21 protein-coding genes are annotated in these 19,807 nt (G+C 34.0%); 11 read left to right on the forward strand and 10 right to left on the reverse strand.

Annotation, left to right across the window (positions count from 1 at the left end; translation table 11 throughout):
- Positions 1–11 precede the first annotated feature (11 nt).
- From E0F89_RS02895 to E0F89_RS02920, 6 genes are all read left to right on the forward strand, one after another.
- On the forward strand, positions 12–989 hold the full coding sequence (locus E0F89_RS02895; RefSeq protein ID WP_131908350.1) for a cytochrome c oxidase subunit 3: 978 nt from the start codon (positions 12–14) through the stop codon (positions 987–989).
- An 18-nt stretch (positions 990–1,007) separates the two neighbouring features.
- Entirely contained in the window at positions 1,008–1,358 is a 351-nt protein-coding gene (locus E0F89_RS02900; protein ID WP_131908351.1) for a cytochrome C oxidase subunit IV family protein, read from the forward strand.
- A gap of 75 nt (positions 1,359–1,433) precedes the next feature.
- Complete coding sequence (locus tag E0F89_RS02905) at positions 1,434–2,075, forward strand: thioredoxin domain-containing protein (protein ID WP_131908352.1); 642 nt, start codon at positions 1,434–1,436, stop codon at positions 2,073–2,075.
- Positions 2,076–2,087: 12 nt separating this feature from the next.
- A complete protein-coding gene (locus tag E0F89_RS02910; RefSeq protein WP_131908353.1) occupies positions 2,088–2,774 on the forward strand; it encodes an SCO family protein in 687 nt (228 codons plus the stop codon).
- Positions 2,775–2,776: 2 nt separating this feature from the next.
- Positions 2,777–3,319 carry a DUF420 domain-containing protein gene (locus tag E0F89_RS02915; protein WP_131908354.1) on the forward strand — a complete coding sequence of 181 codons (543 nt, stop codon included), beginning with the start codon at positions 2,777–2,779 and terminating at the stop codon, positions 3,317–3,319.
- Positions 3,309–3,575: a hypothetical protein gene (locus E0F89_RS02920; protein ID WP_394345961.1), complete on the forward strand. Its 267-nt coding sequence runs from the start codon at positions 3,309–3,311 to the stop codon at positions 3,573–3,575. The genes E0F89_RS02915 and E0F89_RS02920 overlap by 11 nt, the downstream gene beginning before the upstream one ends.
- An 85-nt stretch (positions 3,576–3,660) precedes the next feature.
- Here the strand turns inward: E0F89_RS02920 and E0F89_RS02925 are convergent, their stop codons facing one another.
- Positions 3,661–5,061 carry a DUF4403 family protein gene (locus tag E0F89_RS02925; RefSeq protein WP_131908355.1) on the reverse strand — a complete coding sequence of 467 codons (1,401 nt, stop codon included), beginning with the start codon at positions 5,059–5,061 and terminating at the stop codon, positions 3,661–3,663.
- Positions 5,062–5,291: 230 nt separating this feature from the next.
- Here E0F89_RS02925 and E0F89_RS02930 point away from each other — a divergent pair, with 230 nt between their 5' ends.
- The 3 genes from E0F89_RS02930 to tsaB all read left to right on the forward strand — a co-directional run bounded on the left by E0F89_RS02930 (position 5,292) and on the right by tsaB (position 8,695).
- On the forward strand, positions 5,292–6,662 hold the full coding sequence (locus E0F89_RS02930) for a TolC family protein (protein ID WP_131908356.1): 1,371 nt from the start codon (positions 5,292–5,294) through the stop codon (positions 6,660–6,662).
- A gap of 6 nt (positions 6,663–6,668) precedes the next feature.
- Positions 6,669–7,964, forward strand: coding sequence for an efflux RND transporter periplasmic adaptor subunit (locus E0F89_RS02935; protein ID WP_131908357.1), 1,296 nt, complete (start codon positions 6,669–6,671; stop codon positions 7,962–7,964).
- A gap of 62 nt (positions 7,965–8,026) precedes the next feature.
- Positions 8,027–8,695, forward strand: a complete 669-nt coding sequence (tsaB, locus tag E0F89_RS02940) for a tRNA (adenosine(37)-N6)-threonylcarbamoyltransferase complex dimerization subunit type 1 TsaB (protein ID WP_131908358.1) — start codon at positions 8,027–8,029, stop codon at positions 8,693–8,695.
- Between the two features lie 9 nt (positions 8,696–8,704).
- On the opposite strand, the gene E0F89_RS02945 is transcribed toward tsaB, so the two are convergent.
- The 4 genes from E0F89_RS02945 to E0F89_RS02960 all read right to left on the reverse strand — a co-directional run bounded on the left by E0F89_RS02945 (position 8,705) and on the right by E0F89_RS02960 (position 12,194).
- Positions 8,705–9,532, reverse strand: a complete 828-nt coding sequence (locus E0F89_RS02945) for a mechanosensitive ion channel family protein (protein WP_131908359.1) — start codon at positions 9,530–9,532, stop codon at positions 8,705–8,707.
- An 82-nt stretch (positions 9,533–9,614) separates the two neighbouring features.
- Positions 9,615–10,610, reverse strand: coding sequence for a hypothetical protein (locus E0F89_RS02950; RefSeq protein WP_131908360.1), 996 nt, complete (start codon positions 10,608–10,610; stop codon positions 9,615–9,617).
- A gap of 367 nt (positions 10,611–10,977) precedes the next feature.
- A complete protein-coding gene (locus E0F89_RS02955; RefSeq protein ID WP_131908361.1) occupies positions 10,978–11,178 on the reverse strand; it encodes a dodecin family protein in 201 nt (66 codons plus the stop codon).
- 116 nt (positions 11,179–11,294) lie between these two features.
- Positions 11,295–12,194: a NifU family protein gene (locus E0F89_RS02960; protein WP_131908362.1), complete on the reverse strand. Its 900-nt coding sequence runs from the start codon at positions 12,192–12,194 to the stop codon at positions 11,295–11,297.
- 170 nt (positions 12,195–12,364) lie between these two features.
- On the opposite strand from E0F89_RS02960, the gene E0F89_RS02965 reads away from it, so the two are divergent.
- Entirely contained in the window at positions 12,365–13,363 is a 999-nt protein-coding gene (locus E0F89_RS02965) for a PorP/SprF family type IX secretion system membrane protein (protein WP_131908363.1), read from the forward strand.
- 18 nt (positions 13,364–13,381) lie between these two features.
- Positions 13,382–13,900, forward strand: a complete 519-nt coding sequence (locus E0F89_RS02970) for a gamma carbonic anhydrase family protein (RefSeq protein ID WP_131908364.1) — start codon at positions 13,382–13,384, stop codon at positions 13,898–13,900.
- A gap of 11 nt (positions 13,901–13,911) precedes the next feature.
- Here the strand turns inward: E0F89_RS02970 and murI are convergent, their stop codons facing one another.
- The 5 genes from murI to E0F89_RS02995 form a co-directional block, all read right to left on the reverse strand.
- Positions 13,912–14,691 (reverse strand): glutamate racemase, encoded by a 780-nt coding sequence (gene murI / locus E0F89_RS02975; RefSeq protein WP_131908365.1) that lies wholly within the window; start codon positions 14,689–14,691, stop codon positions 13,912–13,914.
- A 107-nt stretch (positions 14,692–14,798) separates the two neighbouring features.
- Positions 14,799–15,299, reverse strand: coding sequence for an OmpH family outer membrane protein (locus tag E0F89_RS02980; protein ID WP_131908366.1), 501 nt, complete (start codon positions 15,297–15,299; stop codon positions 14,799–14,801).
- 21 nt (positions 15,300–15,320) lie between these two features.
- A complete protein-coding gene (locus E0F89_RS02985) occupies positions 15,321–16,340 on the reverse strand; it encodes an OmpH family outer membrane protein (RefSeq protein ID WP_131908367.1) in 1,020 nt (339 codons plus the stop codon).
- Between the two features lie 40 nt (positions 16,341–16,380).
- Positions 16,381–19,131, reverse strand: a complete 2,751-nt coding sequence (locus tag E0F89_RS02990; RefSeq protein WP_131908368.1) for a BamA/OMP85 family outer membrane protein — start codon at positions 19,129–19,131, stop codon at positions 16,381–16,383.
- Positions 19,064–19,804, reverse strand: a complete 741-nt coding sequence (locus tag E0F89_RS02995) for an isoprenyl transferase (protein WP_131908369.1) — start codon at positions 19,802–19,804, stop codon at positions 19,064–19,066. Before E0F89_RS02995 ends, E0F89_RS02990 begins: the two co-directional genes overlap by 68 nt.
- Between the last annotated feature and the right edge of the window lie 3 nt (positions 19,805–19,807).

Genomic DNA, 19,807 nt, shown 5'->3' on the forward strand with positions numbered 1-19,807 from the left:
GAATAACTTTTATGGAAGCGACAGTTACTACTGCAAATAGTGAAGAAAAAACTTGGGGAGGCGGCAATGAGCCAATGGGAGCAAGTTATGGCAAATTGATGATGTGGTTTTTTATCGTATCAGATGCTTTAACGTTCTCTGGATTTCTGGCGGCGTATGGTTTTTCTCGATTTAAATTTATTGAAACATGGCCATTAGCTGATGAAGTGTTTACGCACTTTCCATTCATGCACGGAGTATCTGCTCCGATGTATTATGTGGCATTAATGACTTTTATTTTGATTTTCTCATCTGTAACAATGGTTTTGGCTGTTGATGCAGGGCATCAAATGAAAAAAAACAAAGTAGTTCTTTACATGTTCTTAACCATTATCGGAGGTTTGATTTTCGTAGGATCTCAAGCTTGGGAATGGAAAAATTTCATCAAAGGGGAATATGGTGCTATTGAAACAAAAGGAGGGAGTTTACTTCAGTTTGTGGACAAAGACGGTAAGCGTGTAGCTTTAGCTGAATTTGCTGCAACTTTGCCTGAAGATAGAGAACAACTTACAAGAAGTAAAGGCAAATGGTTCATGGATGAACCAAGCTTACCTACTTATTCTGTTGCTGAAGTCCAAGCTGGTTTCAAAGCGCATCCTGAACTTTTGATCAGAACAGAGGTAATTACCAATGAAAAGCAGAAAACGATCCTCTCCCGCCAAGAATCTGAGCTTAGGTTGAGTCAGGCTAGTTATGTTGTTGAAGGAGCAAATTTGCAAAGAAATGAATACGGAAGTAAATTATTTGCTGACTTCTTTTTCTTCATCACTGGATTTCACGGATTTCACGTTTTTTCCGGAGTTATTATTAACATCATCATATTTTTCAATGTATTAATTGGAACTTATGAAAAAAGAGGAAGTTATGAAATGGTAGAAAAAGTGGGTCTTTATTGGCACTTTGTCGATTTAGTTTGGGTATTTGTATTTACAGTTTTCTATCTAGTTTAATTTCAAAAAGCAATTATCATGTCACACGAACACGTATCAAATACTGGTAGAATCTGGAAAGTTTTCGGAATATTATCTGCCGTTACAATAGTAGAAGTTTATTTGGGGATTTTGAAACCAGATTTTCTTTTCATGAATGATTTTTTAAGTATGAATTTACTTAATTGGATATTCTATATTCTTACTATTTTTAAAGCCTATTACATTGTTTGGGCCTTTATGCATATAGAAGGGGAAAAAAGTTCTTTAAGAAGTGCCGTAGTTTTTCCAGTAATTTTTCTGATATTATATTTACTCTTCATTTTATTAACCGAAGGTAATTATGTATATGAGGTTTTTAAAAATTCTACCATAAAATGGAATTTTTAACAACATATTAATTCAATAAGAGGGTACGCTTTGCGTACCTTTTTTTATTTTTGTACTTTAATTAGTAAAATTACAATGAAAAAAAATATTGTTCTATTTGTTCTTTTTATTTTACCTATCGTGGCGTATCTATTTTTTGCGTCAGGTGTAAATAGTTTCACAAAGTTGCCTGTTATTACTGCAAATACAGCTGATTTTGGAAATTGGCAATCCTTAGACGGTAAAACGGTTACTTTGGACGGTAAAGTCACCATTCTTGGTTTTATGGGTACTGAACTTTTAAAAAACAGGGGAAACCTGTTCAATCTAAATCAGAAAATTTATCAAAGGTATCATGAATTCAAAGATGTTCAGTTTGTGATGATTTGTCCAACGGAAACTGAAGAGGACGCGAAAAAAGTTGTCGATGCGTTAGGAGCTTTTACTGATGTCGCGCAGTGGCGCTTTGTCTTTGCCTCACCGGAAGAAATCAAAACCTATTATGCTCAATTAAAACTGGCGGAGGAACTGGATGATAAGTTAGGAACGCCTAAAGTGTATATCATTGATAAAAAGAGAAATCTTCGCGGACGAAAATTGGTGAAGAATACTAAAGAAGGTTATAATACATTTCACCCGGCACAGTTGAGTAATGAAATGCTTGATGATTTTAAAGTAATACTGTATGAATATCGTGCAGCTCTCAAAAAGAACAATAACGCCACCAGAAAAATTTAATTTTAATATTTTATGTTTAAAAATAAATCTTACATAGGGATCTCATTCATTATTTTGATTTTCGGGATTTATGCCGTGCCAAAAATTGTGGAAAGAATTAAAAACAATAATGTGGTTCAAGGAGATCGTCTAGACAGAGTGATACCAAAAACAACAGATGAAGATAAATTAATAAAAATAGGACCCGCTCCTAAATTCGAATTAATAAATCAGGACAATAAGAAAATTACTAATGAAACCTACAACGGCAAAGTGTATGTATTAGAATTTTTCTTTACAACATGCCCGACGATTTGTCCGAAAATGAATGAAAGCATGCTTCTTATTGAAAAAAAGTTTTTTGGTAATCCTAATTTTGGAATTGTTTCTATTACTATTGATCCGGAGCATGACACTCCGCAAGTATTAAAAGAACATGCAAAATTATTAGGGGTGAAATCCTCTAATTGGAATTTTTTAACAGGGGACAAAGCTTATATTTTTAGTTTAGCTAATAAAGGATTTAATCTTTATGCGGGAGAAAATAAAAAGGTAGCCGGTGGATTTGAACACTCGGGATTATTTGCATTGGTTGATAAAAACGGGAATATTCGTTGTAGAAAAGATGATTTTGGAAACCCAATTTTATATTACGATGGATTAGATAAAATGGGAGTAAGAAACATTCAACAAGATATTAATATTTTATTACAGGAATAAAAATGGAAGATAATTCTTTGGAAAAAAAATTCAATAAGTTAATAATAGCGGTATCTATCATAATACCGGTTGCGGTTGCCATTCTTTTTGGAGTTAAATTAAAAGATTTTGGCTATAATGTGGAACCCCTTTCATTTTTACCCCCTATTTATGCTACTACTAACGGAATTACAGCTGTTTTATTAATTGCTGCAGTAATTGCAATTAAGAACGGAAAGAGAAAGCTGCACGAAAGACTGATGACATCCGCAATCGCCTTGTCTGTTGCTTTTCTGGTGATGTATGTTGCATATCATATGACTTCCGATTCCACTAAATTTGGCGGCGAAGAAACTATTAAGTATGTATATTTTTTTATATTGATCACCCATATTATTTTATCAATCGCCATTATTCCGATGGTTTTGATTACTTACGTTAGAGCATTGGCAGAAAATTTTGACAGACATAAAAAGATTGCCAAAATTACTTTTCCAATCTGGTTGTATGTTGCCGTTACCGGAGTAGTTGTTTATCTAATGATCTCACCCTATTATGTCTATTAAATCCAAGAATAAAGAGTTAGGAGCCAAGAATAGAATCAAGAAGTTGAATGTTTATATGTTTCTTCTTATTTTCACTTTTTTTTCGATGTCTGCAAATGCGCAATGTGCTATGTGCCGCGCTGCATTGACAAGTGAAGGAAACACAACGCAAGCAGCTGCTGTAAATGACGGAATCGTTTATTTAATGGTAATTCCCTATATTTTGGTTGCAGGAATTGGTTATGCGATTTATCGAATGAAAAAGAATAAATCTTAACGTTAAAAAAATTCACAAGCAAACCTTCAATTCCATTATATTACAATTGCTTCATCTTCCTTGGGGAGGTTTGAGTAAGGTGTTTTTACTTCAATCCATCAACGGAAATATTCATAATTCCTTTTACTTTTATAAATGCAATGATGGCCTGATTCGTCAGTTGAATTTTTTGGAACTGAATCTCTTCCATTTTTCCATTTACAAAAACACCTTGCAAAGGGGAATAGTTTTTTAAGTACATCATCATGCTTTTTTGAGCTTCATCGAGGTTTGGTTTTATGGAGTAGCGACAACTTTGTTCAATTTTTTTGAGTACTAATCCTTGCGCCAGCCAATTTGCAGTTCGCATCAATTTATTTTTTGTATCCAAAGCATAATCCAGTTGATCGAAATATATTTCCTTAGTCTTGTCATTATATTGTGGAAAACCGGCTAAATAAATAGTTCCGTTTACAGATCCTATTACATCTAAAGCAATTATCATTTTTCCTTTTTTGTGCCAAATCGCAACATTTTGAACTTTTACTTTCTTAGAACCAGACCCAAATTCCTGTCCCGCAAAATTCTTTGTCATGATTTTTGACGCTTCTTGATATGTGGACATGGCCACAATGTTTGCGGTAATGTTTTCCGGAATTTTGGTAACGGATTTTAAAATAATTTTGGAGGCATTAAATTTAGATTCTGGTTGTTTTCCAATTATTGTTTCTATACTGGATTTCATTCCCATCTCCAGGACAAAGGAGTCATTTTTCATTTTGGCACTAGTCGAGTATATTTCAATAGGTACAATCCGTAGCCAACTTTCATAGGTGTCATTCATTAAAAAAGGAATGCAAATTTTTTCCAATGCAGCCAAAACATTTGGTTTAAAATCCATGGCTTTTGCAATAGCGTCATCAATTTTCTTTTCTATTTTCGATTTAAAAAGTTTTACACCTGGATTAATTAAATAAGTAACAGGAACATTTTTTCCTAAGATAGTCATCGTAGGACTTTCATTCCATTCCAATGATTTTAGTTCTGTTTTTGTATTTAGTTTCCAATTTACTAAAGCCACATCGCTCACTAAAGTCACAACGCCATCAAGATTAAATTCACGAATATCGTACATTTCGACTCCCATTTTTTTGGCGCCTATTCTATATTTCACGATTGCTTTTAAAGGTAAAACGGTTCTTATTTTGCCGCCAGTTTCATTTTTGATTGTTATTGGAGCCAGTTTCCAAACTTTCATTTCGATGTCGTCGTCGTCAATAATGTTATCTTCATAAATTAGTCCGTTCAAGAGAGAGTTGGTTTGGTTCTCGATATCTTTTAGTTTTACACTAACCGGCATATTTATAAATGAGGGAGTATTTTCATAAACTAAAGGAACAGCATCATCAGGTTCTGGTTTCAAAGCGTCTATTTTATTAGTTACAGCACAACTTGAGACCAATAAAATAAAGCAAATTATAAGTATAGTGGAAGGTAGTTTCAACATTTTTATTTTTAATTAACGGAACAAAATTAACAAAACAATTCTTTTTTTAGAACAAACTGTAACATTTTCATGTCATTCATGTCTTATGAGTAAATTCCCGTAAGGCTGTAGCTTTTATGATTTAAATTCTTCAGCCAAAAAGATTGCAAAAAAATAAGGGAGGAAAGGATTTTTGTTTTTTAAAATATTAAATATGTGTAGTACCTTTGCTACTCTTTCATTCAGAGAATATGAAAAAAAATAGTTGGATCAGTTTCATTTTTATCATGCTATTTGGTTTGTCTGTTCAGGGACAATCAAAAAAATGGACACTGGAAGAGTGCGTAAAGTATGCTATACAAAATAACATTTCGATCAAGCAATCAGAGTTGGATTCAAAGACAGCGCTCATCGATAAAAAAGATGCATTTGGGAATTTCCTTCCGTCATTAAACGCCAGTGCTTCTCATTCTTGGAATATTGGTTTAAACCAAGACATAACCACAGGACTTTTACGCAATCAAACTACCCAATTTACGTCTGCTGGAGCTACTATGGGAGTCGATATCTATAAAGGACTGCAAAACCAAAATGCGTTGCGCAAAGCCAATCTTTCGATAGTAGCAGCGAAATATCAGTTATTGAAAATGCAGGAAGATATTGCCTTAAATGTTGCCAATGCTTTTTTACAAGTTCTTTTTAACAAAGAAAATTTAAAAGTGCAACAAGCGCAATTGGGAATCAATGAAAAACAATATCTCCGTTCCGAAGAATTAGTTAATGCTGGTTCGATTCCTCGTGGTGATTTGTTAGATGTAAAAGCGACGGTTGCATTAAACAATCAAAATGTCATTGCAGCGGATAATGCAGTTTTGATTTCTAAATTGAGTTTGGCTCAATTGTTACAGTTGAAAGATTTTGAAAATTTTGATGTGATGGATGAATCAACTCTGACAGATGAAAATAATATGCTGGCACAAACTCCGGCTTCCATTTATGGGCAAGCGGTAGAAAATCGAACCGAGTTGAAAATTGCCAAAACCAATTTAGAAATTGCCCAAAAAAATATAGAAATTGCAAAAGGAGCTTATCAACCTACTTTACAAGGTTTTTATAGTTTTAACAGCAGAGTTTCGTATGCCGATGTTCCTGAATTTAACAACGTGGGAAATATAATTGGCACAAAAAAAGCAGCACCATTTTTCACCCAGTTTGGCGACAATAAAGGGCAATCTTTTGGAGCACAGCTATCCGTACCAATTTTCAATGGGTTTTCGGTTCGAAATAATGTGGAGCGATCTAAAGTAAATTTTGAAAGATCAAAAATTGCAGTTGAGCAACAAGAATTAGATTTGCAAAGAAATGTTTTTACGGCATTTACGGATGCTAAAGGCGCTTTGAAAGCCTACGAATCGGCAGTGACTGCGCTTGAGGCAAGACAGGGAGCTTATAATTATGCCAAGGAAAGGTACGATGTAGGTTTGATGAATTCTTTTGATTTCAACCAATCGCAGACCTTATTGACTAATGCCCAATCAGAAGTTATCAGAACGAAATACGATTATATATTTAAAATAAAAATAGTGGAATTTTATTTTGGAATTCCTCTTATCAAAAACTAATTTACCATGTCAAAGAAAACAATTTATATTCTAATAGGCGGAGCAATAATAATCATTGCTACATTGATCACCCTTTCAAAAACGGGAGTAATCGGAAATAAGGATAAAGGGACTGAAATTGAAATTGCCCAAGTTACGCCCATCACTATTGTCGAAACAGTTTCGGCGACAGGGAAAATTCAGCCCGAAATCGAAGTTAAAATTTCCTCAGAAGTTTCCGGTGAAATTATTTCTTTAAATGTAAAAGAAGGTCAAGTCGTGAAAAAAGGAGATTTACTAGTCAAGATAAATCCAGACTTATATACCTCGGGTTATAGACGTTCAGTGTCAAATTTATCTGGAACCAAAGCAAATTTAGGCCAAGCGGATGCTTCGTTTAAGGAATCGAAATCCAATTACGACCGAAACAAAACGCTATTCGAAAAAGGAATTATCTCGAGAGCAGACTGGGATAAAGCTCTTGCATCGTATGAGGTGGCAAAAGCAGCGAAACAAAGTGCTTATTTTAATGTTCAAAGTGCTTCTGCAACGGTAAATGAGGCCAAAGACAATTTAGGGCGTACTACTATTTATGCTCCTGCAGATGGAACTATTTCTATGCTGAATGTAGAATTAGGTGAACGTGTTCTTGGAACACAACAAATGACCGGAACGGAAATTTTGAGAGTTGCGAACCTAAACAACATGGAAGTTGAAGTTGATGTAAATGAAAACGATATTGTAAAAATTAAGGTAGGAGATGAAGCGAATGTTGAAGTAGATGCTTATTTGAAAAAACAATTTAAAGGTGTTGTAACCAGTATTTCTAACTCGGCGAGTTCTGCATTGACGGCAGATCAAGTTACCAATTTTAAAGTCAAGGTCAGAATTGTCAAAGAATCATACGAAGATTTACTAGAAGGCAAGCCAGATACATATTCACCTTTTAGACCTGGAATGACTGCAACAGTGGATATCATTACACAAACGAAAAGCAATGTTTTAGCAGTGCCAATAAGCGCTGTTGTAATCAAATCAGATACTGCTGCCGTAAAAGATATTAAAGTTTTAGATCCTAATGAAGAACAAAAAGGAACCGCGTCAAAAAGCGATAAAAAATTCGAATGTGTATTTGTAAAAGTAGGGGATAAGGCTAAAATCCGAATTATTAAAACAGGAATTCAGGACGATACGAATATTGAAGTGTTGACAGGTCTTAAAAAAGGCGACGTGGTAATTACCGGGCCATATTCTACTGTGTCCAAAGATTTGAATTCAGGGGATAAAGTAACGTTAAAAACAAATACAGAAGTTAAGAAGTAGTTGCTTCAGATTATAAATTTCAAGTGGTCACCTTAACTTTAAACCTAATATATTAAATTATTTTGTCGTATATATTAAATATTGAAACTGCTACTAAAAACTGTTCTGTTGCTCTTGCAAAAGAAGGAAAAACAGTTTTTTGCAAAGAAATTGCAGAAGAAGGGTACTCCCATGCCGAACGACTTCATGTTTTCATTGAAGAGATTATAAAATTAGCGGGGATTACGCTTAACGATTTGTCAGCTATAGCCGTTAGTCAGGGTCCTGGTTCTTACACGGGACTTCGAATTGGAGTTTCGGCTGCTAAAGGGCTTTGTTTTGCACTGGATATACCGTTGATTGCCGTTGATACATTACAGGTTTTGGCATCGAAAGTTATTATTTCAGACGGTTTGATTATTCCAATGATTGATGCCAAAAGAATGGAAGTGTACAGCGCTATTCATACGTCAGATTTTCAACGCAAACGAGAAGTTCTTGCCGAAATAATTACTGAAAATTCGTTTGAAGATCTGCAGGAAACACTTTATTTTGTTGGTGATTGCGCTGAAAAATGCAAGTCGGTTTTGACTGCTAAAAATCATATTTTCTTGGAGAACATAAAATACCCTTCTGCTCATGAAATGAGTCTGTTAAGCTATGAAAAATACAAAAGAAATGAAACGGTTGATGTAGCTTATTTTGAGCCATTTTATCTGAAAGATTTTCTGATAACCGCTCCAAAGAAATAATATTTTTACTTAAGAACTGCTCTTGGAAGATTCCCTTACATAGGGCTGAATGACAATTCCCTGCGCATCAAAAGCTTGTTTACAATTTTCAAGAGTGTCAGCATAGACTCCCCAAAAATCTTCATTTGTTGCCCAAGGTCTCACAGCAAGTTGAATAGCACTGTCGGTTAAGTTCTTAACGGAAACTTCAGCTGCGGGAATTTTAAGAACTTTTGGATTATTAGCTAGAACGGCTGTTATTATTTCTTTTACTTTTTTAATATCGGTTTCATAAGAAATAGCAATGGTTAAATCTGCTCTCCTAAAATTTTGTAGTGAATAGTTGATTATGTTCCCGTTTGACAAGGAGCCGTTTGGTATAAAAATCGTCTGATTGTTAGCCGTTATTAATTTAGTTACAAAAATTTGTATTTCACAAACGGTTCCAGTTACTCCTTGTGCTTCAATAGTATTTCCTACTTGAAATGGTTTGAAAAGAATAATCAACATTCCGCCTGCGAAATTCGATAAGGAACCTTGTAGAGATAAACCAACCGCAAGTCCCATAGCACCCAAAATGGCGACAAAAGACGAGGTTTCAATACCTAATTTTGAGATGAAAGACACAAACAATACTACTCTCAATACCCAAAGTAAGATATCGGCAAGAAATCGCGTCAGTGTAGGATCTAAATTCCTTTTCACCATTATGCTTCTGATGAATCGATTGATAAGCCTGATGATATAAAGTCCGGCAAATAATATTATAAATGCAGAAATTAATTTTGGGGAATAGTCAATTAATACTTTTATAAAAGTGTTGGCGTAATTAGTAATTTGATCCGGATTTAAATTCATTTTATATATAATAAAAAACCTTCTCAGAAGGAGAAGGTTAAATTTGAAAGACAAAAATACGAATAAATTCTTTTTCAGTAAATTAATCGCTGTCTTCTTCTGTTTTATTTATGTTTTTTCTCGGAAACTTTTCTTCTTCCTCTTCAGCTTCTTTCAACAAACTTGCTTTTTTACTTGTAGCCTCAGCTGTGTTTGAAACTGCGGTTATGCCTTCATTGGTTAAATCTTCAACTTTTTCAGCAGTTGTATCCGCATTTTCTTTTACGTTTTCAATGGTATCTGAAACAGCTGTTTTAGCATCTTTAGTTAAATCTTCTGCTTTATCAGCAGTTGCATCCGCATTATCTTTTACGGTTTCAATAGTATCTGAAACAGCTGTTTTAGTTTCAGTAATTAAATCTTCTGCTTTATCGGCAATTGGATTCGCATTTTCTTGTACGGTTTCTACAGTGTTTGCAACAGCAGTTTGTGCATCATTTGGTAAATCTTCTGCTTTTTCAGAAGTTGTATGTGCTTTTTCTTTTACGGTTTCGATAGTATTTGAAACATCAGTTTTAGCATCATCAATCAATTCTTCTGCTTGATCAGCGATTGAATCCACTTTTTCTTTTACGGTTCCTGTAGTGTTTGCAACAGCAGTTTGTGCATCATTTGGTAAATCTGCTGCTTTTTCAGAAGTTGTATGTGCTTTTTCTTTTACGGTTTCGATAGTATTTGAAACAGCAGTTTGTGCTTCATTAGTTAAATCTTCCGCTTTATTGGCTACTGGCTCCGTCTTTGTACTAATTTTTTCTTTATTGTGCCCGGTAAAATCTTCCACTTTCTCAATAATTGGAGCAGCTGCTTCTTTTACTTTTTCAAAAGTTTCTTCTGCAAAAGTTTCTGCTTTTTCCAGATAAGGTGTTGCGGTGTCTTTGGCTTTTTCAAAAGTTTCTTCTGCAAAAGTTTCTGCTTTTTCCAGATAAGGTGTTGCGGTTTCTTTTGCTTTATCAAAAGTTGTTTCCGCTTTTTCTGCTAATTCGTTGGCAGTTTCTTTGGCTGAGCCAAATAATTTTTTAAAAAATGAAGTAAGTCCCATGGTTTTTTTGTTTGATTAGTCATACAATATTAATCAAATTTTTCTTCGGTTTCTTTATTAATTCATTAATAATTTGTTGATAATCAGTATTTGAGATCTAACACATGCAGTTTTTCTGGGGGAACCACAGTTTTGTTGGTTTCGAGAATCTAAAGAGGGGAGCATTAATTATTTTGGGATTTTTGAAAATCTTTTAAATATTTGCCTTAAAAAACTATAGCTTTCGTCCTAATTATTAAATAGAACATTTTTAAAATAAAAAGCAAATTTAGGGTCAAAATGGTAATTATTTAAAGCCATTAAATGGTTTGAAAATAAAAAAAGCGTCTCCAAGGAAACGCTTTAAATTGTCTTTTTTTTAATTAATCTATTCGAGTTCGAAAGTTAATTTTAGATTCACTCTAAATTCTGTGATAATTCCGTCGCTAACTTTCGCACTTTGTTCATGAACATAAACTGAACGGATGTGTTTTACAGATTTTGAGGCTTTAGCAACGCCTTTGCGAGTAGCATCTTCCCAACTTATCTCTGAGTTGGAAAGTATTTCGATTACTTTTAATACTGACATGATTTCTATTTATTAAGTGAAATATAAATTTACCGAATTTATTTAATAATTCCATCCAAAAAACTAAAAATTTTCGCTTAACTATAACAATATCAGGCAAATAAATTTTCTACTTCTTATGCATTGACTGCTTCAACTTTGATACCCTCATCGTTCAGCATGCTTTTTAACATGTTTTCAATACCGCTTTTGAGTGTGAAAGTCGAAGAAGGACAGCCGCTGCAAGCTCCTTGTAAAATCACCTTTACTGTTTTTTCACTTTCATTGTAAGAATCAAAAGCAATGTTACCTCCGTCAGCTTGCACGGCAGGTTTTACGTATTCTTCTAATATGTTGATGATCTGCTGAGAGGTCACGTCCAGATTATCAAAATCTTTAGCTTTTGTACTTTCTTCAGCTGTTACCGTAGCGACATAATTTTCATCTAATACAGTTCCGCCGTTTTCAATATATTGTTTGATAAAACTTCTTAATTCTAGGGTTATTTCCTGCCACTCACTGATTTCATATTTGGTTACCGAAATATAGTTTTCATCAATAAAAATTTCTTTTACATAAGGAAATTTAAAAAGTTCTTTGGCTAACGGTGAAGCAGCAGTTTGATCGATATTTTTGAATTCAATAGCGTTTTTGGTCAGCATTCTGCTCACCACAAATTTTAAGGCTGAGGGATTTGGAGTGGTTTCGCCATAAACTGTCACGGGTTGTATTTTGCTTTTGTTTTCGTCTATTTCGATAATGGTTCCGCCATCGTTTACAAACGTTTCCATTTGCTCTGCTACAGCATCTTTAACATCATTCCATTCAACAATATTATATTTCTCGATTGCAATAAAATTTCCCGAAATATAAACAGTTTTCACAAACGGTAAATAGAAGAGCTGCTGGGCAAGTGGAGAAGTTTTCGCTTCATCTATGTTTTTGAATTCATAACTTGCATTTTGAGTAATAAAATCCTCGAATTCGAACTTTAATATGGTTGGGTTTTGTGTTTCTTTTATGGTAACTTTGCTCATGACTTTTGAAATTTTTACAAATTTAGTAAAGTTATTTTCTACGAATACCTATATTTGGTTTTTTAATGAATAAATTAACTTTAGTTTAATTTTTTGATTAAGAATTTGGCCATGTTTTATGATACTTCGTATTGATTAAGAATTATTTATTTTACTAAAAAAGTATTTAAATGTATAATAAAATTAAGATTTTAGCTGCTCTTTTATTTATTTCTCACTATTCTTTTTCACAAGAAGGAATCCCTGTTTATTCGGATTATTTATCAGATAATTATTATTTAATTCATCCCTCGATGGCTGGTGCGGCTAATTGTGCAAAACTTAGGGTGACTGGTCGAAAGCAATGGTTTGATCAGGAGGATGCGCCGGAGTTGCAGACATTAAGTTTCAACGGCAGAATAGGTGAAAAGGCAGGAGCGGGGATTATTCTTTTTAATGATAAAAATGGGTATCATTCCCAAAAAGGAGTCAAACTGACTTACGCGTATCATTTAATGTTTTCAAGAGATGAGATCGATTTGAATCAGTTGTCTTTTGGTATCAGTGCCGGTTTAATCCAAAGTCAATTAGACGAAACCGAATTTCTTCAATCTGGCGATTTCGATCCAATCATTGATGGGACTGTGGTTCAAAAAGACGCGTATTTCAATGTAGATGTAGGCGCTTCGTATAATTTTTTGAATTTTTATGCGCACGCGACAGTCAAAAACGCAATTGAAACCCGAAGAGAAATATATACAGAGTACGAAAGTGATAATTTAAGAAAATATTTATTGAGTGCCGGATATGTGTTTGGAAATAGAGAGAAAATACTATTTGAACCTTCTCTTTTATTTCAGATGGTTGAAAAAACTACTGAGAAATCAATTGACATAAATTTTAAAGCCTATAAAAATTTAGATTTTGGAAGGCTTTGGGCAGGATTATCGTATCGAAGAAGTTTTGATGGAGCTGAATATCTTGATGGCACGACCGTTTCTAAACAAAATTTGCAATATATAACACCAATTGTGGGTGTTAATTATAAAAATTTTATGCTGGCTTACACATACTCTCAGTTATCAGGCGCTGTTAAGTTTGATAATGGTGGTTATCACCAAATCACATTAGGTATTGACTTATTTTGTAAACCTGTTAAATATGACTGCTATTGCCCATCAGTTAATTAATCACTATCAATTACAATTATGCTAATTAAATCTGTCAATGGCAAATCGCCTTCGATTCCTGATGACTGTTATGTTGCCGAAAATGCAACTGTAATTGGTGATGTGATTTTTGGTAGCGATTGCAGTGTTTGGTTCAATGCCGTAATAAGAGGAGATGTGAATTTTATTAGAATTGGTAATAAGGTAAACATACAAGACGGAGCTGTAATACATTGTACATATCAGAAACATCCAACTATTATAGGAAATAATGTATCAATAGGCCATAATGCCATTGTTCATGGCTGCACTATTCACGATAATGTGTTGATTGGGATGGGATCAATTGTAATGGATAATTGTGTTATCGAAACTAATTCAATTATTGCTGCCGGGGCCGTTGTTACTCAAAACACAGTGGTGCCTTCCGGAAGTATTTTTGCAGGAGTTCCTGCAAAAAAAGTGAAAGATATTGATCAATCAGCTTTTGCCGGTGAAATTGAACGCATTTCGAATAATTATGTGATGTATTCGGGTTGGCTTAAAGATGGTGAATAAATGAAATTCTTTTAGAAATTTTTCTGCTCAACAGTATATTGATTCCCTAAAATTTTAGCTAATACTTTTGGATCATTATTGGTGTAGAAGAGCTGCTCACTTTTTTTAGCAGACGAAAAACCTACTTTTTCCCGTAATATATTTTGAGTTTGCTTTGCTACCGCTTGACCAGAATCAATAATTTGAATGTGTTCTGGCAGGATTTTCTTTATCTGTGGGATTAGATAGGGATAATGACTACACCCTAAAACTAAATAATCGATATTGGCGGCTATCATTGGATTTAAATAGGAGTGAAGTAATTGTGTCATTTTTTCGGAATCGATTTCCCCATTTTCAATAAGCTGGACTAATCCATGTCCTACCTGTTCGATTATTTTCGTTTCCTGGAACTTCTTTGTGGTTTTACTGAAAAGCTCGCTATTTAACGTGCCTTGTGTTGCCAAAATCCCTATAATTTGTGTTTTCGAATGCGATGCTGCCGGTTTTATCGCTGGTTCTATCCCCACAAACGGAATGTCATATTTCGCCCGTAGTTCATCGATTGCATTTGTAGTTGCCGTATTGCAAGCCACCACAATTAATTTGCAATTCATTTGCAGTAATAATTCTGTGTTTTTAATGCTTAAGGCAACAATTTCTTCTTTCGATTTCTGACCGTAAGGCGCATTTTTGCTATCTGCGAGGTATATTGTTGTTTCATTAGGCAACAACTGATGAATTTCCTTCCAAATCGAAGTTCCGCCAATACCTGAATCAAAAATGCCAATGGGTTGATTATTGCTGTCCATGAAAACAAAGTTACGTGCTACAGTTTGAAATTCCAATGATTTGCTAAAACAAAAAAACTGCTCGATCCTTTTAAAGGCGAGCAGCTTTTTGTATTATCAATGGTTTTTTAGAAACCTAAATCTTTTTTTACATCCATAGTCAAATTAGGACCATCAGCAAGTAAAAGAGATGAACCATCAAGAACGTACTGGAATCCTTTAGCTTTACCCACTTTTTGGATAGAAGCTCTAACTTTTTCCATTAATGGTTTCATGATATCAGATTCTTTTTGTTGCAATTCTTTTTGCGCTTTATCTCTGTAATCAACGATTCTTTTTTCCATATCTTGAACTTCCTTAGAACGTCCTTCGTTTACAGCTTCAGTAACAGTAACAGCTTCAGCTTTGTATTTTGTTATTTTTGCTTGATATTCTTCAACCATTTTTTTATACTCAGCATCATACGTAGTACTCAATTTATCCAATTGTTTTTGACCATCTAACACCGCTGGCATCTTTGTCATAATTTCACTTACATCAACATGAGCTGTCTTTGCTTGTGCACTAATTGTTTGATTTGCTCCTAAGATAAAAATTGCAGCAATTAATAGAGTTTTGAATTGTTTCATCGTTTTTAAAATATTTAGTAATTAATTATTGTTTGTATTTTCTTTTAATTTTTCTTCCCTTGCTTTTTTAGCAGCTTCGCGATCTTCAAGTATTTTTTTTCTTTTTTCGTCTAAAGCTCTTTGTCGGTCTTCCAGAACTTTCTTACGCTCTTCTAAAATTCTTGCTCTTGCGTCTGCTTGTTTTTGTTTAGCTTCTTCCAGTGCTAGTTTTGCAATGTCTTTCTTTGGGTCATTACTAACCGCAGTGTCAGTGCCGTCTATTTTAACATTTGCAGAAACCGTGCCATTTTTTTTAGCTTCTCTGTCGGCTAATATTTGTTTTCTTTTTTCTTCAAATTCTAATCTCTTTTGCTCCTGAATCAATTTCCTGTCAGCGAGGGTTTTTTCTTGTACTGCTTTTTTATCTTCCAAGAGTTTTTTTCTTTCCGCTAAGGCTGGATTAACATCGATCGCATCTTCCTTACTTTCCCGAGCTTCCTCTTCTTTGAGTTGTTTTTTAGTTAACTGCTCTCTTTTTTCTGTTCTATTCAAGATCCGAAGAACCTGCTCGCTAACGTCAAACCTTTTTGCTGCGAATAACATCGTCAGGTCAGAAGTTTTGTCAAAAATAAAATCATATTTTAACCGTTCTGCAATATCTTGAACTGCCGTGAAAACTTGATCCTGTATTGGTTTTATCAAAATGGCTTTTTGAATAATCAAATCTCCGTTGGCACCAAATCTTTTTTGCTGATATTCTAAATTTTCGTTTTCAAGAAAACTAATCTCTGTTTCCCGCTCATCAATTAACTCTTTTGTCAATAACGCTCTTTCTGCTTTTAATGCCTCTTTTAAAGTGTTAATTGCAATTTTCTTAGTATCAATCTCCAACTTCCATTTTTGGGTTTTTTGCTCTAACTGTGCCCTTGCTTCATTATAATCGGGTACATTTTGCAAAATGTATTCCATATCAATGTAGCCTAATTTAGTTCCTCTGGTCTGCGCAATAATTGTTTGCGTTGCAACGACCGCTAAAAATAGATATAAAAATTGTTTTCTCATAGCTGTATTGTATTAGAAAATTTAAAATCAATTTTTTTTTTTAGAACTGTTGTCCAATTATAAAATGGGTTTCCCATCCATTCGCTTTCGCTTGTCCAGGTAATGCGTCAAAACCGTGACCGAAATCAATTCCTAACAGTCCAAATGCTGGCATAAATACACGTAATCCGACTCCTGCTGAACGACTTAGCGCAAAAGGGTTGTAACTCTTAAAATCACCAAAGGAAGATCCTGCTTCCATGAAGGCTAACGCATAGATTGATGCCGATTGTTTTAGCGTTATCGGATAGCGCAACTCCATTGAGAATTTATTGAAAACCGTTGCCCCAATTTGTTCTCCAGTATTGTTTACCGGAGTCAAAGAATTGTTTGGATATCCTCTTAATTGAATTGTTTCTCTACCATCCATCGAAAAATTTGCCAATCCATCACCTCCTAAATAGAATCGTTCAAAAGGAACGACACCTCTTTCTTGATTGTATGCACCAAGAAATCCAAATTCAGTTAAAGTTCTGAGTACTAATTTACCATAAATTTTTGTGTACCAGTCTGCTTTGAACTTTATTTTATAATATTCTAACCAATTAAATTTCTTTTGATCCACTTTTGAAGGGTCAGCAGCAGCAGCAGCAATATTATCCAATGTCACTTTATTTGGAGTTGGATTAATCTGACTTGGAATAGCCTCAACATAATCGCCTTCGTTTACTATTTTTCCATCTGTGCCAGTGTAAGCGTCGCCAGTATATTTGAATTTATACTCTTCCTGATCCCCTAATGTTGAATAATCAATTCCATTAAACAATGAATAAGGAGGTGTCACTTTTGCCGAAAGACTGAATTCAGAGCCATAAGTTGGAAAAATCGGGTTGTTTCCTTTGCTGCTTCTTGTGAGTCCAATTGTGTAGGCAAAATTTCTGGAAGTACCGTCTCCAAAAGTAAATAACCCAGTATTGTAATTATTTAAAGCATAATGTTGATAACTTAAAGATTGAGATAACACAAAAAAGTCATCTGGTACTGTAAGTCTTTTAGCCAAACCAACAGACAAAGTTAAAATATTGAAACTTTTTGTTTTGTCCGCTCTCTGTGTTATAAAATTATTTAAAAATTGCTTGCTATACGATATTGAAGAACTGAATTGTACTGGTTTTTTACCACCAAACCATGGTTCTGAAAAGGAAACACTGTAGGTTTGAAAGAATGTACTGGCCTGCAAACGTAAAGACACTTTTTGTCCGTCTCCCATCGGAAGAGGTCGGTATGCGTCTTTGTTGAACATGTTTCTTGCGGAAAAGTTATTGAAAGACAATCCTAGTGTTCCAATGAAACCACCGCCTCCATAACCTCCTTGCAGTTCAATTTGGCTAGAACCTTTTTCTACTAGATTGTATTCAATGTCTACCGTTCCTGATCCTGAATCTACATTCTTGAATTTTGGATCGATAGCTTCCGGATCAAAAAATCCTAATTGTCCAATTTCACGAATGGTTCTAACTAATTCTTCTTTACTATATTTTTCTCCCGGTTTTGTTCTTAATTCCCGGTAAATTACACGGTCATTTGTTTTATCATTTCCAACTACAGTAATTTTGTTAAAATAAGCAATGGGTCCTTCAGTGATTCGTATTTCAAAATCAATGGTATCATTTGCGGTTCGTACCTCAACTGCATTTATATTAGAAAATAAATAACCGTTATTTTTATATAAATTATCGATATCTTCTCCGTCAGGTTTTGAAGCATCAGCAATTCTTTTTTGTAAAAGCACACCATTGTATGTGTCTCCTTTTTTAACACCTAATGCTCGGCTCAATCCTTGATCAGTGTAAACAGTATTCCCTAAAAACTTGATGTCTCCAAAATAATATTTATTTCCTTCTTCAACATTAATTTTGATGTTTAACGCATTTTTATTTTTGTCAAAATAAACAGAATCCGAAAGTATTCTTGCATCTCTGTATCCCTTTTCTTTATAGGCTGCAACTACTTTTTCTAAATCAGTTTTGTATTTTTCTTTTATAAATTTAGATGCTTTTAAAACACGAAGAATATTTTTTTGTTTCGTATCCTTCATCGCTTTTTTCAACACATTGTCGGAAATTTTGTCGTTTCCTACAAAATCAATATTTTGGATTTTTACTTTATCACCAGTATCTACAGTAACAACCATGTTTACCTGATTGACCAGTGCGGTATCTTTAACAGTATTGATGTTTACTTTTGTATTGAAATAACCATCTTTTTTGTATTTGTTTTCAATATAATTTTTTGTTGTGGTAATCAGATTTTCATTGACTACTTTCCCTTTATTCAGGCTATTGTCTTTAATTAAGGTCTCGGTTTTACTTTTCTTAACACCAACAAATTTAACTTCATTCAATTTCGGTAATTCTACAATATTTAAATCAAGATAAATACTATCATTTTCAATTCTATTTATGTAAAAAGATATCTCATCAAACAAACCTAATTTTCCCAATTTTTTAATAGCAGTGCTTATTTCCTCACCTGGAACGGTTATTTCTTGCCCTTTTTGCAATCCTGAAAAAGTAACTACAGTTTGGGTATTAAAACTGATTTCTCCAACCACTGCCACATCAGCTAAAATGTATTTTTTTCCTTGATCAAAAGGAACTCTTTCTTGAGCTTTAATTTGTGTAAAACTTCCAAAAATCAAAACGGTAATGACTAATTTTATGCTTTTATTTAACACTAAAAAATTATTTAATTTGTTCACTTGTTTTTCCAAATCTGCGTTCTCTTTTTTGATAACTAATGATAGCCTCATATAAATCTTGTTCTTTAAAGTCCGGCCACAATATGTCCGTAAAATACAATTCTGCATAGGCAATTTGCCACAACAAAAAGTTACTTATCCTGTGTTCTCCACTTGTTCGTATTAGTAAATCTACGTCCGGTAAATTTTGCGTGTAAAGATGCTCATTAATAATGGAATCGTCAATAGCGTCTATTGAAATTATATTATTTTTAACTTTACTGCAGATGTTTCTTACTGCACTAACTAATTCCTCTCTAGAACCGTAGCTCAAGGCAAGGGTCAAAGTCATCTTGGTGTTGTCTTTGGTCTTTTCAATTACATCAAGAAGTTCTTTCTGTGCTGATTTTGGTAATTTTTCTAAATTACCGATGGCGCCTAGTTTGATGTTATTTTTTTGCAGTGTTGTAAGCTCTTTTTTTAAAGAATTAATAAGCACTTTCATTAAGGTTTCAACCTCCAGTTTTGGCCTGTTCCAATTTTCCGTGGAAAAAGCATATAAAGTAAGGAATTCTATGCCCAGTTTCGCACTCGCTTCTATGATCACTTTTACGGACTTTGTCCCGCTTTCATGACCTAAAGCCCGCAAGAGACCTTTCTGTTTTGCCCACCGCCCATTCCCGTCCATTATTATGGCTAGGTGTTTGGGTAAGTTTGTTTTGTCAATATTTTGTTGTAAATCCATTTT

The organism is Flavobacterium caseinilyticum, from assembly GCF_004349085.1.
GTDB classification, from domain to species: Bacteria; Bacteroidota; Bacteroidia; order Flavobacteriales; family Flavobacteriaceae; genus Flavobacterium; species Flavobacterium caseinilyticum.